Consider the following 15,566-nt stretch of genomic DNA (forward strand, 5'->3'; position numbering starts at 1 on the left):
CATTGCCCTGCCTTAAAAGCCTACTCAAGCCCTAGAAGTTGGCTTTTTTTATATCAATTCTCTTACATATTTATACTTTTTTATGTCTAGTCCGAACGATTTTTTGCCACCTATGGTTGATGGTGTAAGCGCAAGCCAAGTTTATCTTCCTGCACAAACAAATACTCAAACTATTTATGAGTATCTATGCCAACATTTTCAACATATTAAAACGCAAGAGTGGCAGCAACGATTTCAAGATGGACTTATTTATGGGGCAAATGGACAAAAATTAACATTAGATAGTCCCTATCAAAGCAATACCCATATTTTTTATTATCGATTTCTTGCCTATGAGCCACATGTTCCTTTCGAACATCGGATTTTATTTGAAAATGATGACTTATTGGTAGTCGATAAACCTCATTTTTTAACAATTAGCCCAACCGGACAATATGTGCAAGAAACATTATTAGTTCGACTTAAAAAACAGACAGGCAATGAATTTTTAACACCGATACATCGATTAGACCGTGAAACTGCTGGGGTTGTTCTATTTTGCAAACGGGTTGAATCGCGAGGTATTTACCAACAGTTATTTGCGGAGCGTCAAGTCAATAAAACTTACCACGCTATCGCTCCTTATAAAAAAGAATTAAAACTTCCTCAAACATTACATTTACATCTAGATAAAGGTACTCCTTTTTACACCATGCAAGTTGTGGCAAATGCTAAACAAAACACTCAGACCTATATTGAGCTTATTGAACACAACCTGATTTGGGCTAAATATCGTTTAACACCGACGACAGGTAAACAGCACCAGCTTCGTGTACATCTTAATTATCTAGATATTCCGATTAAGAATGATCCATTTTACCCGACTGTTCAACATAAGGCAGATGATGATTTTTCAGAGCCATTACAACTTTTAGCTAAGCACATTTCATTTGTCGATCCACTCACGAAAGGGGAAATGTTTTTCAATTCTCAGTTTGAATTGACGTTGTAATGTAAGCGTAATGACAAAAAGATTGTTTTTTATGCCGAAAAACATTGAAATTACATTGCGATGGTTTAAAATAAATTCCTAAAAATTAAAAATCATTTGGTTTTGTTATTCATGCGAAAAACAGAAGTTTATCAGGTTCGACTGGACTCCCAAGAGAAAAAGCAGGCTTTTGCTGTTTTTAAACAATTGGGAATTACCCCTGCCCAAGCGGTACGACTTTTTTTTAAACAGGTCGTATTAACTAAATCTATTCCGTTTGCGATCGAAAATCAGAGTATTAATATGGAACAATTATTAAAACTCCGAAAAGCAAAAGCATCTTCATTAAATCAAAACCCATCGACTTTAAGCGAAGATGATGACCATGAAGATTTGTTTGAAGAACTAAACGCACTTCTTGGTGAGAGCGACAAAACTTAACACTGTTGCATTTATAAACAAGTTTTAACGTCAAAAAGCTCTTTTTTTCGTTATGCTCTCTTTGTAAAAATATAATGATAAGTTACAAGGAGTACCAAATGATCGTTAGACGAGCGACTTTTGAAGATTTAGACCAACTCGCCGTTTTGTTTGATGAATACCGCCAGTTTTATGGGGCTTCTTCTAATTTTAATGAATCACTTTACTTTCTTAAACAACGTTTTGAGAATAGAGAAAGTGTTTTTTTTATTCATATTAAAGATGAAAAAATCACCGGATTCGTTCTACTCTATTTAGGTTTTTCTTCAGTTGCTTGTTCAACATATTATATTTTAGATGATGTATATGTTACGCCAATTTTTCGTCGCCAAGGCTCAGCCAAACAGTTAATCGATACTGCCATTTTATTTGCAAAACAACAAAATGCCCTACGCATTAGCCTAGAAACTCAAAGTAATAACCATGAGTCTCATCGTCTATATGAACAAATGGGCTTCATTCGGGATAGTGAGTTCCAGACATTCCATTGCTTTCTTAAATAATATTTTGTGCTAGCTGCTTTTGCTGCTCTGATAAATAAATCCATTCCCCATCTGCTATTTCAGGTAAAACCAATTGACCTACTTGATGGCGATGCAATGCTTCTACTTTATTTCCTACAGCAGCAATCATTCTTTTGACTTGGTGATAAACACCTTGATGAATGGTCATCGTTAATTTGTGAGTTTCCAACATTGCTACATCGGTTGCAGCAAAAATGCCTTTTTCCTGATGTAAGCTGACACCTTCGCTTAACATTGCGATTTGCTCAGGTGTCACTGGATCAATGGTAGTAACATGATAAACCTTTGGAACATGTTTACGAGGATGAGTTAAAGCTTGAAGATATTTACCATCATCAGTCAATAAAAGTAAGCCTGTTGTGTCTTGATCTAAACGCCCAATTGCTTGGACGCCTCGATGAATCATGATTTCAGGTAAAAGACTAAAAACGCTTTGATGATGCTGAGGCTGATGTGAACATTCAAAACCTTTTGGTTTTTTTAATGCAATATAAACTTGTTCTCGATACTGGTAAGTTTGTCCAAAAAGCGAAAATTCTAAATTTTCAGGAGAAAATTGCTTTTTAAGATCATCGGCAATTTCTCCATTAACACTTACAGAACCATTTTTTATTAACTGCTGACAATATTTACGTGAACCAAACCCTTGTGATTGTAAAATTTTTTCCAGCAGCATAGAGTTTCTCTTTAGAACAAAACACTCATTTTAACGCAGTTTCAACTCCCTACTCACTACTCTTTGCATTTAGTTCATTAAACTGCGCTCTATTCTTCAATTACTCGATAAATATTTTCGTTCTGTTCACTTTCAAATAACAATTCAGTTGTAGGTAAAATAATTTCATTATCAACAATAATATGTTCAATACGTTGGCTTAGCTTTAAAGTTTCATTTTCGTGTTCAACTAAATTTTGCTTTAGTTGAGCCTTAGCATCATGAATCTGATCAAACTGATCTTTAATTTTGATATCTACAATTTCCATAGTCATTATCCTATGTTCATGAGTAATGACTATTTTTATAACATAACTTCGAAAAACTATAAGATTTAACTTGTTAATTTATATAACATTGTGTCTAAGCGTAACCGAAAATTAAAACTCTTTATCAATGAGCGATATACAATGAAATTTTATTAAAGATAAAATCTAAGATCTGTTGAATCGTTTAAAGCTTTCACATTCCTACTCTTAAATATTATACAATTCCATTTTATTTACTTGCCTATCCCGCTCCCATGCTTGCCCAATTTGATGTTAATTTAGTTGTCCTTCTAGTTCTACTTATCTGTGGTTTACTAAGTCAAAATGCAGCTGTAACCATTGCAGCAGGTGTGTTAATTGTCGTTAAAATTACGCCTTTAAATCAGTTTTTCCCTTTTATTCAAGCTCACGGTCTTAATTTAGGAATTCTTATTTTAACGATTGGGGTACTCACACCCATTGCCAGTGGAAAACTGAGTGGAGAGAGTATTTTAAAGTCCTTTGTTAGTATTAAATCACTGGTTGCCATTGCAATCGGTCTGTTAGTCGCATGGTTAGGTGGCCGCGGTGTAAAACTTATGTCGAGTCAGCCTGATGTTGTTGCAGGTCTATTAATTGGCACAGTTGCTGGCGTCGCCTTGCTCCGTGGTGTACCTGTCGGCCCTCTTATTGCAGCAGGCTTGCTCTCGCTATTTATCGGTAAATAAATTTTTTCGATATTAAAAAAGGCGCCATTAGGCACCTTTTTTATACTTAGGCTAAATGAATTGCTCTAGCCAGAATAATACGAAGTTCGTTTTAAAGAGAACTTTTCTAACTGCTTTAAGAACCCTTCAAAATAACTTTTTTCTTTTTCTTCAGTTCGATAGCCCGCATATAACGTCCGTCGTAAGCCTGTGGGTGAAACACAATCTAAACGGCGACTCGTGACCCATCCCTTTTGTTCATATTCATTTACTACCCAATCAGGTAAAGCAGCAATGCCACGTCCACTTGCAACAAGTTGAATGAGCATTTGGGTTAAATCTGTTGTTCGAATCTGCTTAGGCTGAATATTTGCCGGAATGAAAAGTTTCGACATGATATCTAAACGATGCTTATCAACTGGATAAGTAATTAAAACTTCTTCTGCTAACTCTTGAACCGTAATATTTTCAGCACGAACCAATGGATGCGTGTTGGATAGAACCAAACGCGATTCATATTCAAAAATAGGAAAATACTCAATTCCTTTTAATGCAATTGGATCGGCTGTAATAAGCAAATCAAATTCAGCATTTTGTAAAAGCTCATGTGGATTAGCTTCAAATCCAGAAGCAAAGTCTAAATCAACATCTGGGTATTGATGTCGATATTGATTCAATAACGGCATTAACCAGTCAAAGCAGCTATGGCATTCAGATGAAAAGATAATTCTGCCGGTCTGTCCATGTACAATACGAGTAATATCACTATGTGTAATCTGGATTTGCGGTAAAACATCATCAGCTAACTTAAGTAAGCGTTGCCCAACATTAGAAAAGCTAACAGGCCGACTACGTCGATTCACCACCTCTACCCCATACCAATGATCTAATTCTTTTAGTTGGTGAGAAATAGCAGAGGGTGTTAAACAAAGATCATTCGCTGCTGAAACTAATGAACCATGTTCACGTAAGGCAACTAAAGTTTTAAGGTGGCGTATTTCTAACATGGGCCCAAGCCTAAAAAAGAGATTTATCTATGAATGTCTTAATCTCATCTTTGCCTTTCAACAAATAGGATGACTGTAGATAAATCTTCACTAATGAATATTATTCATTTTACCATGGAATTAATTAATTTGTCTCAACATGAATTATTTTTCATAATTATCCTATCAGATGAATTTTTTTAATTTAAAGGTACAACTGTGTAGCTTACAATTACTGCTTCATTGCAATCGAAAAGAATTTTATAAAAACAAAAAATAGACCCAATCTAGGTCTATTTCTTATGAAAATTAATAATTACTGCGCCCACACATTTAAGCTAATAATCGTATAACTTTGATTTTTAGGTTTTACCTTTAAATTTAGTGGAGCTGTTACTTCTACTAAATACTCTCCAGCCTTTGGAAATTTAAGCTCAACCTGACCGTTGCTATCTGCTTTAAACTGCTGCACTTGTTTATCAGTCGCGCCTTTTTCTCTTAAATTAATTTCAGCATTCGCGAGACTCGTTCCTTTCTCACTTATGGTTAATTTAATAGGTTGAGCAACTTTAATTGCGTTGGGATGTACAGAGAAGTTAACTTTAATCGGTGTGTTTGGAAGTTGAATATCTGAAACTTTTCCTTTAGAAAGATAACTTTGTAATACCCACTCTCGTGTTACTTCTTCTGTTTTAATATTTTTCGCTTTAATGTCAGCTGGAATTAAATATTCACGTTCTGCTTTCGGTGGAGCCTTATCAGCTGGCATATCAAAAAATAAATGCCATGCTTTTTGGTCATATACATATTTTAAAGGATAACTTGCTTGTGTCTGAATGATATAAGTTCCCTCTGCTGGCAAATCTACATCAAAAACCGTGGCCGATTTATGCAAAGCTTCCGTCGTAATCGTCTTAAGCTCATTTTTAGGAGTAATTACGGTAAGTTTGGCATCCTTTAAAGCATACTCACTATTTAATGCTTCTTCGGCATAACCTGCAATTACGGGTACTTGAGTTTGTTCTGTTTTATAAGCTAAAGGCGCTACATAGGGTTCATGAGCAAAGCCTGTGGTACATATAAATGCAAGAGGCACAATTAAAAATTTATTCATTCTTACAAAATCCTGTTGTACACAAAGTTAAAAAAAATCAGACAAAAGATACGCAGCTACAGTATACATAAATAAAAATCATTATTATTATCATTTAATATTCAAATTTAAAATTCTCTAATTTTTTATTCAAAAAGAAACTGGTTGAGTTCTTAGAGTCACCAAATGGATTGAATCGTTCCAATCTGGTTGATTTTGCATTTAGCCTCGGCAGTCTTAATTTTAGTTTTTTATTATTCTGTACTCTTTTCCCTTATACTTCTCTTTTTGAGTCTTTTCTTAACCTATTATGGCGTCCCCGCAATCTCCTCTATCTACACATCAACACTATTCACTCTTTTTAGCAATTTTCTCACTCGCTGTAGGTGGTTTTTGTATTGGAACCACCGAATTCGTCGCAATGGGACTGATTCAGGAAATTGCCAATAACTTAAAAATTACAGTACCAGAAGCTGGACACTTTATTAGTGCTTATGCATTAGGTGTGGTTATTGGTGCTCCCATTATTGCTATTCTTGGTGCCAAAGTTCCTAGAAAAACGTTATTACTTGGCTTAATGCTTTTTTACGGTATCGCAAATGCCTGTACTGCTTTAGCCCATACACCTGAAACTGTTTTAGTTTCACGTTTTATTGCAGGTTTACCGCACGGAGCATATTTTGGTGTTGGTGCATTAGTTGCAGCTGAACTAGCAGGTCCTTCACGAAGAGCATCTGCTGTTGCCCAAATGATGATGGGGCTTACAGTGGCAACTGTGATTGGTGTACCTTTGGCAACTTGGTTAGGTCAAAATTTTGGTTGGAGAGCAGGCTTTGAATTTTCAGCGACTATCGCTTTCTTCACCTTAATTGCTGTTGGCTTCTTTGTACCCAATATTCCAGTCCAAGCAAAAGCAAGCATAAAAACAGAATTAGCTGGCCTTAAAAATATCAACATGTGGTTAACACTAGCGGTAGGTGCAATCGGTTTTGGAGGCATGTTTTCTGTTTACAGCTATGTCTCACCTATTTTGACTGAATATACGCAAGTGAATATCCAAATCGTCCCTATCGCTTTGGCTATTTGGGGTATTGGTATGGTTATTGGTGGCTTAGCCGCAGGATGGCTTGCAGATAAAAATCTGAATAAAACGATTGTAGGCGTACTCATTAGCTCAGCTATCGCTTTTGTTGTGGCTAGTTTCTTAATGAGTAATATTTATACTGCTATTGCCTCATTATTTTTGATCGGTCTTACCGTAATGGGATTAGGTGGAGCATTACAGACTCGTCTAATGGATGTCGCTGGCGATGCTCAAACATTAGCAGCATCACTCAACCACTCTGCCTTTAATATGGCCAACGCATTAGGTGCATTTCTAGGTGGATGGGTACTCAGTCACCAAATGGGCTGGATCGCGCCAATCTGGGTCGGTTTTGTCTTAAGCCTCGGTGGTCTTATCATTTTACTTATTGCCTTTGCAGTAGAAAAAACAAGTAAGAAAATTTAATCAAAGAAGAAGCTAACTAATTTTTTCTAATCAGTTAGCTTACCGCCACAGTGAGGACAATAACATTTTGTTTCTCTAACCGACTCTTCTTCCTCTAATACTTTTTCACGCATAATTTGAATAATCAGGTTATGCGCTTGTTCTTTTGGCAACCCGACTTTTTGACGGATTCGTTCTATTTCAGCTTCGTCATGTAAAATATCAATCCCTCGTACTTGAAGTAACTCACGAAACTCTTGCTCTAGCCTTTGATTCCGTTGATTGAGTTCATTTGCAAGCCCAGATGCTAAAATACCAGCTGGTAAAGCTGCAATACCAACACCTAAAATGGTAATGAGTGCACCTAATAACTTTCCTAAACTGGTCACTGGGGTAACATCGCCATAACCTACTGTAGTTAAAGTAACCACCGCCCACCACATAGATTTAGGTATTGAACTAAAAGCTTCTGGCTGAGCTTTATTTTCAACCACATAAATACCAGAAGCAGTCATAATAATCATAATGATTAAAATAAAGATAACTGCCTGAAAAGAGCCCTTCTCACGCTTAATCACACATAACAATATCTGTAGTGAGATAAAATACCGCGTCAATTTTAATAAACGAAGTAAACGTAATATTCTGAGCATACGAAGATCGATTCGTACGAAGAAATTGAGATAAGCAGGTAAGATTGCCATCAAATCAATAATTGCTTCCCCACTTTTCATCCAGTTCAAGCGGATTTTCCATGCAGATTGTGTCGTATCTCGATCTGCAACACTCCATAGTCTTAATAGATATTCAATACTAAAAATTGCAATTGAAATAACTTCAAAATAGTCGAACCAAACATGATAGCTTGTGTACAAATCATTTACTGTTTCTAACAAAACGGCAGCGACGTTGCCAACAATTAAAACAACTAAAAAATAATTAATACATCTACTTACCGTAGTTTCATAGTCATGATTATGAAGATTATTATAGAAAAACTTACGCAATCCCTTCCAAGCTGAATTTTGCATATTGATCTGACCACTTGATATTAAAGATATAGTAAGCTCTCGCCCTCTATTCACCAATATAGTCTTTAATAAATTTTGCTTCACTCACTTGAGCATTTAAAATTTTCTACTTTTTTCTCAGGTCAAGTCATCACTTCACATCGGAATTCATTTTCTTCCCACCACTGCACATCATAGATGCCTGGGTGTGATTTCAAAATAAGATTAATATAGTTTTGCAGCAACATAATGTGGTGAGTAATATCAAGCTTTCTAAATAAAAACTTTCTTAAAATAGGTGTATTTGGAGAAATAAAAATTGCGAATCCATTGCTATATTCTTCATAGACACTGATTCCAAGATACATGGTTATTTCAGGCAAAGGAATTTCAATTTGCCATCCCCAGTTTTCACTATATAGCTCTATATTTAAATGATATCTATTTTTCAAAATACTAAAAATATATTGTGCAATATCTTCAGTTTTTTGAACTAAAATACCTCCTTCATCGGAGTATGTTTTTTGATCATATCGTTGATAATCATCAAATTTAAATTCAACAATTGTCTTTAGCATTCTTAAATTCCCTATATAAAATACCCATATTTTTTTTAATTATTTTTAAGTTCGTTTAATTATTTTAAAACAAAAAACCAGTTAATTTCTAGTACTATATTTAATTTTATATATATCAGATTAAAAAATGTCACATTTAGTGTTTTTAAATAAATAGATGAAACAATTCACACTTTTAGTGAAAATAATAATTTCAAAAGTCTATTTTTTACCCAAAATTATATATAAGTTATTTTATTAAATAGTTTTTTCACTCTTTATATCTTAATCTATATATATATATTATTTTTAATCTTTAAAATTTTCTAAAAATTAGTATTAGAATATATTAATTTAATTAGATATCTTTATAGCTTTTTCTAAAACTAACAATACTAGGTACTATTTATTAGGCTGATATCCATACAGAGAATTTATAATTTTTGAATCAATTTCAGAGTCAAAATTTCAGAAAAACTTAATAATGCCAAATAAAACAAAGAAATTCTTAACACAAAATTTTATCCCTTTTATTAAGATGAAAATTAGTACTTCCCACTCGTTATTTTTAAGTTTTTTGAATTTTTGTATCATTTAATCGATAATAGAACTTTAATACTTATTTTCTTTAGCGATTCACTCATAAAGAACTTTATTTTTTTTAAACATATGAAAACAAGGGGAAATTACATGGGATTTAAAGCCCTCCCTACACTTATTTCTTTATTTATTACATTGTTAATCTGGTTTGTGATTCCTGTACCTACTGGAGTCGACCCTGATGCATGGCATTTATTGGCGATGTTTGTAGGTGTGATTGCCGCAATCATCGGTAAAGCGATGCCAATTGGTGCCATTGCGATTATTGCTATCACCTTAGTCGCTGTGACAGGTGTTACCAATGACAGCCCAAGTGGAGCCATTCAAGATGCCCTTAGTAGCTTTGCAAATCCCCTAATCTGGTTGATTGGTATTTCCATCATGATCTCTAAAGGTTTGCAAAAAACTGGATTGGGTGCACGGTTAGGCTATTTATTTATCGCAGTTTGGGGCAAAAAAACCATTGGTATTGGCTATAGCATGGTACTTTCAGAACTCATTCTCGCCCCTGTAACACCCAGCAATACGGCACGTGGTGGTGGAATTATTCACCCGATTGTACTGGCAATTTCTACTAGTTATGACTCCGATCCTGCTAAAGGCACTGAAGGTCGGATGGGAAAATACTTATCATTGGTTAACTACCAAGCCAACCCGATTACCTCTGCAATGTTCATTACAGCAACTGCCCCCAATCCATTAGTAGTTGATTTAGTGGCAAAGGCTACTAATAGTGAAATTTCTTTAAGTTGGAGCACTTAGGCACTGGCGATGTTACTACCAGGATTAATTGCTTTAATCATCATGCCTTTGATTATGTATTTGATGTATCCACCAGAAGTCAAAGAAACACCTAATGCAGCTCAGTTTGCTAAAACTAAATTAAAAGAAATGGGACCTGTCAGTAAAAATGAAATCATTATGCTTGGTGTATTCGGTATTTTATTGATGCTATGGGCGGGTATTCCTGCCATGATTTTTGGCTCTGCTTGGGCTGTTGACCCAACTACGACTGCCTTTATTGGTTTAGGATTATTGCTACTTACAGGTGTTTTAACTTGGGATGATATTCTGACGCAAAAGAATGCATGGGATACTATTACTTGGTTCGCAGCATTAGTCATGATGGCGACTTATTTAAATAAATTGGGTTTAATCACGTGGTTCTCGGGTGTTTTAGAAACTAGTATTGGTCATTTAGGTCTAAGCTGGATGCCTGCTTGTTTATTGTTAATGCTTGCCTATCTGTATGCACATTATATGTTTGCTAGCACTACGGCACATATTACCGCGATGTTCGCAGCCTTCTATACTGCTGGACTTGCAATCGGTGCACCGCCAATGTTGTTTGCCTTAATAATGGCAGCGGCTTCAAGCATTATGATGACCTTAACCCATTATGCTACTGGCACTTCCCCAGTAGTGTTCGGTTCGGCCTACACCACACTGGGTGAATGGTGGAAAGCTGGCTTTGTCATGAGCGTTGTTAATATCATTATCTTTGTAGTGATTGGCGGAGTTTGGTGGAAAGTGCTGGGTTATTGGTAGAATTGTTTTAGTTCTAAAAAGAGTCCCTTCCAAAGGGGCTTTTTCATGTATGTATTTAAAAAATACCAAATTATAAGCCTATTCACCGAATAAAATTATATCAAGTTCATTAATCGGGCTTGATATCATAAACCCAATTTCGTGCTTGTTGGTCTGTTGTAGTTTCGCAGACGTAGTAATTTTGATCCCACGAGTCTTGATGGAAGATTTCCTTTTTGTGATAGGTTACGTGTTTGTCATTTTCGACACAGATAAAACTATCACCTTGATCTTTAACAGCAGAACCATTAAGAAATCCACCAATACATAAGAAACGTGATTGTTTAGCCATTGAATACGAAGATATATAACGAGTTGATTAAATTATAAATCTTATTTACCCTATTTTTCATCATACTAATATAAGCTAATAGTTATATATGCTGCACAATTCTCGATTATGTTGGATATGTAAAACCAATATCGCTGACACAGCAGAACATGCCCTTAAAAAAAATGATATTGTTCGTGCGTATGGTAAGGGTTCTTACCATAAGTTAGGAGAAAAAAAGCCAATACATTTCAAGGATGGTAAGCAAACTAAACTACAGGGTCCAAACTCCGATGTAATTAAAAATCCTAAAGACTTATGTAAACAATGTAATAATACACTAAGTCAACCATATGACCGTGCATATGACAAATTCACTCAATACATAATTGATAATAGTGAAATCATTTTAGAAAAACGTTTTATTGATTTCGAAGACGTATATGGAGATGATTTTTCATCCCAACAAACTCATTTATTCAAATACTTTTTAAAATCTTTTGGTTGTCGAATATATGCTAATCCAAATTTTGAAGTTCCTTTTGATATAGTTGAGATAATTAAAAACGATTTAAATCACTTTAGAACTGGTCTAAAAATTACAATGAGTTTGAATAAAAAAGTTATAAATACATTAGGCAAAGATTGCTTTTACTCATTAGTCGGGAAAACTGAAATGACGTATTACAATTTATCAGATAAGCCGAATCAATTTGGTTTTAGTTTTAGCGAACACATCGGTTGGTTTTTTATCAATTATTTTTATCTCATTGATGTTAATGAACGAAGTGGAGCTGAGTGGATTGCTAACCGAAAGGTTATATTCATTGGAGAATTAGAAGAGTTTATTTTCTATTAAGTATTTTTAATTGCCTTAGCATTGGCTTCATTAAATATTTTTAGTTAATAAAAATAAGGGCTGATTAATCAGCCCTTATTTTATCTTTTTGCTCAAGCAAATCATAGATTTGCTCTTGCGCTAGGGAAAAGCCTTTCGGCTTTTCTTGATCCTTAGCTCATTAAGTCAATTGAGCAGCAGAGATTTTCTTAGTATCAACTTGATCAGCTTCTTTAGTATATTCGCTCATCTTGTCGAAGTTTAAGTATTTGTAGATCTCAGCAGAAGCGCTGTCGATTTGCGACGCGTACTGTTGATATTCTTCTGGGCTTGGTAATTTACCTAGAACCGCAGCTACAGATGCAAGCTCAGCAGATGCTAAGTAAACATTTGCACCTTGACCTAAACGGTTCGGGAAGTTACGAGTAGAAGTCGATACACATGTTGTGTTCGGTGCTACACGTGCTTGGTTACCCATACAAAGTGAACAACCTGGCATCTCTGTACGCGCACCAGCACGGCCATAGATGTTGTATAAGCCTTCTTCCATTAATTGGTGCTCGTCCATACGTGTTGGTGGAGCCAACCATAAACGAGTAGACAATGAGCCACTAGGTACTTTGTCAAGTAACTGACCAGCTGCACGGAAGTGACCAATGTTAGTCATACAAGAACCGATGAATACTTCATCAATTTTGTCGCCTTGAACGTCAGAAAGAAGTTTCGCGTCATCTGGATCGTTCGGGCAGCAAAGAATAGGTTCTTTGATGTCAGCAAGATCGATTTCGTAAACTTTTAAGTATTCTGCATCAGCATCAGCTTTTAACAGGCTTGGGTTGTCTAACCACTTCTGCATGTTTTCAGCACGACGCGCCATTGTACGAGCATCGCCATAACCTTCTGCGATCATCCACTTCAACATGGTGATGTTAGAACGTAAGTATTCAGCAACTTTCTCTTCAGAAAGTGTGATTGAACAACCAGCAGCTGAACGCTCAGCAGATGCATCAGAAAGTTCGAATGCTTGTTCAACAGTCAAGTCATTTTCCATTTCTGATAAATCGATCTCAAGGATACGACCAGAGAAGATGTTTTTCTTGCCTTTCTTCTCTACAGTTAAGTCACCCGCTTGAATCGCGTAGTAAGGAATCGCATGTACAAGGTCACGTAAAGTGATACCAGGTTGCATTTTACCTTTGAACTTAACAAGTACAGACTCTGGCATATCAAGTGGCATAACACCAGTTGCAGCTGCGAACGCAACAAGACCAGAACCCGCAGGGAAAGAAATACCGATTGGGAAACGAGTATGTGAGTCACCACCAGTACCTACTGTATCTGGAAGTAACATACGGTTTAACCAAGAGTGGATAATACCGTCACCTGGACGTAAAGATACACCACCACGGTTCATGATGAAGTCAGGTAATGTATGGTGAGTTGTTACGTCAACTGGTTTTGGATACGCAGCAGTGTGACAGAAAGACTGCATCACTAAGTCAGCTGAGAAGCCCAAGCATGCTAAGTCTTTTAACTCGTCACGAGTCATTGGACCAGTTGTATCTTGAGAACCAACAGTCGTCATCTTAGGTTCACAGTAAGTACCCGGACGGATACCTTGACCTTCAGCTAAACCACATGCACGGCCAACCATCTTCTGAGCTTGCGTGAAGCCTTTGCCAGTGTCAGCAGGTTGTACAGGTGTACGGAACAATGTAGAAGGTGCAAGACCTAATTCTTCACGTGCTTTAGTTGTCAAACCACGACCAATGATCAAGTTAATACGACCACCAGCACGTACTTCGTCTAAAAGTACTGGAGTTTTAAGTTCTGCTTCTGAAATTTGTACGCCATCTTTAAAAGCAGTAACTTTTGCAGCAGCGTGGTCAATTTTCAATACAACTTCGTCGCCCATGTTCATGTTAGCAACGTCGATTTCTACAGGTAATGCACCTGCATCTTCCATTGTATTAAAGAAGATTGGAGCGATTTTAGAACCTAAGCACACACCACCATCTTTTTTGTTTGGAATGTGTGGAAGTTCGTCACCGAAGAACCAAAGTACAGAGTTAGTTGCAGATTTACGTGAAGAACCCGTACCAACAACGTCACCAACATAAGCAACTTGGTTGCCTTTCGCGATGAGTTCTTTGATTTGGTTTAATGGACCAACTTCACCTGGTTTTTCAGGATTGATACCATCACGCTCGTTTTTCAACATTGCATTTGCGTGTAATGGGATATCTGGACGGCTCCAAGCATCTTGTGCTGGAGACAAGTCATCAGTATTTGTCTCACCAGTTACTTTGAACACAGTGATTTTAATTTCTTCTGGAACGTCAGGACGGCTTGTGAACCATTCTGCGTCTGCCCAAGATTGTAAAACAGCTTTAGCATTGGCATTACCCGCTTTTGCTTTATCTGCTACGTCATGGAATGCATCAAATACAAGAAGTGTTTTCTTCAACGCTTCAGCAGCTAGGCTTGCAAGTTCAGCATTGTCAAGAAGCTCAACAAGTGGTGCTACGTTATAACCACCAAGCATCGTGCCAAGTAAGTAAACAGCACGTTCTTTAGAAACGAGTGGTGAAGTTGCTTCGCCTTTTGCAATTGCTGCCAAGAACGCTGCCTTTACGTAAGCTGCTTGGTCAACACCTGCAGGAACACGGTTTTCAAGCAAATCAACCAAGAACGCTTCTTCGCCTGCTGGTGGATTTTTTAATAGTTCAACAAGCTGAGCTGTTTGAGCATCATCAAGTGGCTTCGGTGGGACTCCGAGTGCGGCACGTTCTTCAACGTGTTGGCGGTAAGCTTCTAGCACGGTGTTCATTCCTCTTTTTTTGAAAAATTACTTGCAAATTCCAGCTTTCTTAAAAAGCTTCACAAGTAATATGGACTACAAAAGTTTACTAGAGTTCAAGGTAAAAGTTAATGAAAACGGGGTGTTTCTCCGTGATGCCCATTATTTTGTATCTAAATACCCATGTATAAATAATAAGCATATTAGCCAAATCTGGGCTATTTTTAAGCAAAAATGCCTTACATGAGAGGAAATTCAATAACCTTACACAATTAGAACGATTTATATTTTGGCATTTTGTCATGAGGCGTTGCCAAACATTCATCCATTGCTTGCTTTCTAACTTTTTCTTGGAGTGCTTGAGAATCTTTAGTCAGTTCTTCTTTTGGAATTGCATAAACTTTTTCAATAACATTAAGAATAAATTTTTTCGTAATGTCATCTTCAATCTTATTTGCATGCTCAACTGCTTGAGCTTTTTCAATTGCTTGCTGACGATCAAAAACAATACTTCTCGCTGCATTTCCTACGCTAGTACAAAAGCCATGCCACTGCTCTTCGGGTGTTAAAGGCTTCTTTTCTGAACAACCAACAAACAACAAGCTCACTGCAATCAATAAAATCTTTTTCATCATTTCACTACACTAATTATTGCTGTTGATATCATACGGAAAATCATCATTTTTGCAAA

The 15,566-nt window shown here is 36.3% G+C and carries 15 protein-coding genes and 1 pseudogene; 7 read left to right on the forward strand and 9 right to left on the reverse strand.

The window, feature by feature from the left end:
* Positions 1-82: 82 nt before the first annotated feature.
* From ACPF64_RS15810 to ACPF64_RS15820, 3 genes are all read left to right on the forward strand, one after another.
* Positions 83-991: a pseudouridine synthase gene (locus tag ACPF64_RS15810; protein WP_426454438.1), complete on the forward strand. Its 909-nt coding sequence runs from the start codon at positions 83-85 to the stop codon at positions 989-991.
* Positions 992-1,102: 111 nt separating this feature from the next.
* Positions 1,103-1,411: a type II toxin-antitoxin system RelB/DinJ family antitoxin gene (locus ACPF64_RS15815; protein ID WP_004643266.1), complete on the forward strand. Its 309-nt coding sequence runs from the start codon at positions 1,103-1,105 to the stop codon at positions 1,409-1,411.
* A gap of 98 nt (positions 1,412-1,509) precedes the next feature.
* Positions 1,510-1,953: a GNAT family N-acetyltransferase gene (locus tag ACPF64_RS15820; protein WP_004643268.1), complete on the forward strand. Its 444-nt coding sequence runs from the start codon at positions 1,510-1,512 to the stop codon at positions 1,951-1,953.
* On the opposite strand, the gene ACPF64_RS15825 is transcribed toward ACPF64_RS15820, so the two are convergent.
* Both ACPF64_RS15825 and ACPF64_RS15830 read right to left on the reverse strand, forming a co-directional pair.
* Positions 1,946-2,650 carry a pseudouridine synthase gene (locus ACPF64_RS15825; protein WP_311075433.1) on the reverse strand — a complete coding sequence of 235 codons (705 nt, stop codon included), beginning with the start codon at positions 2,648-2,650 and terminating at the stop codon, positions 1,946-1,948. The genes ACPF64_RS15820 and ACPF64_RS15825 overlap by 8 nt on opposite strands.
* An 89-nt stretch (positions 2,651-2,739) precedes the next feature.
* Positions 2,740-2,958, reverse strand: coding sequence for a hypothetical protein (locus tag ACPF64_RS15830; RefSeq protein ID WP_004643270.1), 219 nt, complete (start codon positions 2,956-2,958; stop codon positions 2,740-2,742).
* Positions 2,959-3,212: 254 nt separating this feature from the next.
* Here ACPF64_RS15830 and ACPF64_RS15835 point away from each other — a divergent pair, with 254 nt between their 5' ends.
* Positions 3,213-3,665, forward strand: coding sequence for a DUF441 domain-containing protein (locus ACPF64_RS15835; protein ID WP_003652413.1), 453 nt, complete (start codon positions 3,213-3,215; stop codon positions 3,663-3,665).
* Positions 3,666-3,730: 65 nt separating this feature from the next.
* On the opposite strand, the gene ACPF64_RS15840 is transcribed toward ACPF64_RS15835, so the two are convergent.
* Both ACPF64_RS15840 and ACPF64_RS15845 read right to left on the reverse strand, forming a co-directional pair.
* Positions 3,731-4,651 (reverse strand): LysR family transcriptional regulator, encoded by a 921-nt coding sequence (locus ACPF64_RS15840; RefSeq protein ID WP_003652415.1) that lies wholly within the window; start codon positions 4,649-4,651, stop codon positions 3,731-3,733.
* 295 nt (positions 4,652-4,946) lie between these two features.
* The gene (locus ACPF64_RS15845; protein ID WP_426454442.1) at positions 4,947-5,744 is read right to left on the reverse strand and encodes a DUF4198 domain-containing protein; all 798 of its coding nucleotides are present in this window, start codon (positions 5,742-5,744) and stop codon (positions 4,947-4,949) included.
* 289 nt (positions 5,745-6,033) lie between these two features.
* Between ACPF64_RS15845 and ACPF64_RS15850 the strand changes: the two genes are divergently transcribed.
* Positions 6,034-7,233: an MFS transporter gene (locus ACPF64_RS15850; RefSeq protein ID WP_005039694.1), complete on the forward strand. Its 1,200-nt coding sequence runs from the start codon at positions 6,034-6,036 to the stop codon at positions 7,231-7,233.
* A gap of 26 nt (positions 7,234-7,259) precedes the next feature.
* Here ACPF64_RS15850 and ACPF64_RS15855 read toward each other — a convergent pair whose 3' ends face one another.
* Complete coding sequence (locus tag ACPF64_RS15855) at positions 7,260-8,243, reverse strand: ion transporter (RefSeq protein WP_005039691.1); 984 nt, start codon at positions 8,241-8,243, stop codon at positions 7,260-7,262.
* Between the two features lie 122 nt (positions 8,244-8,365).
* Complete coding sequence (locus tag ACPF64_RS15860) at positions 8,366-8,800, reverse strand: hypothetical protein (RefSeq protein WP_426454445.1); 435 nt, start codon at positions 8,798-8,800, stop codon at positions 8,366-8,368.
* Positions 8,801-9,469: 669 nt separating this feature from the next.
* Here ACPF64_RS15860 and ACPF64_RS15865 point away from each other — a divergent pair.
* A pseudogene (locus ACPF64_RS15865) lies at positions 9,470-10,927 on the forward strand (DASS family sodium-coupled anion symporter).
* Between the two features lie 109 nt (positions 10,928-11,036).
* On the opposite strand, the gene ACPF64_RS15870 reads toward ACPF64_RS15865, so the two are convergent.
* The gene (locus ACPF64_RS15870; protein WP_426454447.1) at positions 11,037-11,258 is read right to left on the reverse strand and encodes a hypothetical protein; all 222 of its coding nucleotides are present in this window, start codon (positions 11,256-11,258) and stop codon (positions 11,037-11,039) included.
* Between the two features lie 88 nt (positions 11,259-11,346).
* Here ACPF64_RS15870 and ACPF64_RS15875 point away from each other — a divergent pair, with 88 nt between their 5' ends.
* Entirely contained in the window at positions 11,347-12,096 is a 750-nt protein-coding gene (locus ACPF64_RS15875; RefSeq protein ID WP_426454449.1) for a hypothetical protein, read from the forward strand.
* 160 nt (positions 12,097-12,256) lie between these two features.
* On the opposite strand, the gene ACPF64_RS15880 is transcribed toward ACPF64_RS15875, so the two are convergent.
* A complete protein-coding gene (locus tag ACPF64_RS15880; protein WP_004643279.1) occupies positions 12,257-14,896 on the reverse strand; it encodes a bifunctional aconitate hydratase 2/2-methylisocitrate dehydratase in 2,640 nt (879 codons plus the stop codon).
* Positions 14,897-15,147: 251 nt separating this feature from the next.
* Complete coding sequence (locus ACPF64_RS15885; RefSeq protein ID WP_017392095.1) at positions 15,148-15,510, reverse strand: hypothetical protein; 363 nt, start codon at positions 15,508-15,510, stop codon at positions 15,148-15,150.
* Between the last annotated feature and the right edge of the window lie 56 nt (positions 15,511-15,566).

The organism is Acinetobacter sp. KB005, from assembly GCF_049949095.1.
In the GTDB taxonomy this organism is placed as follows: domain Bacteria; phylum Pseudomonadota; class Gammaproteobacteria; order Pseudomonadales; family Moraxellaceae; genus Acinetobacter; species Acinetobacter calcoaceticus.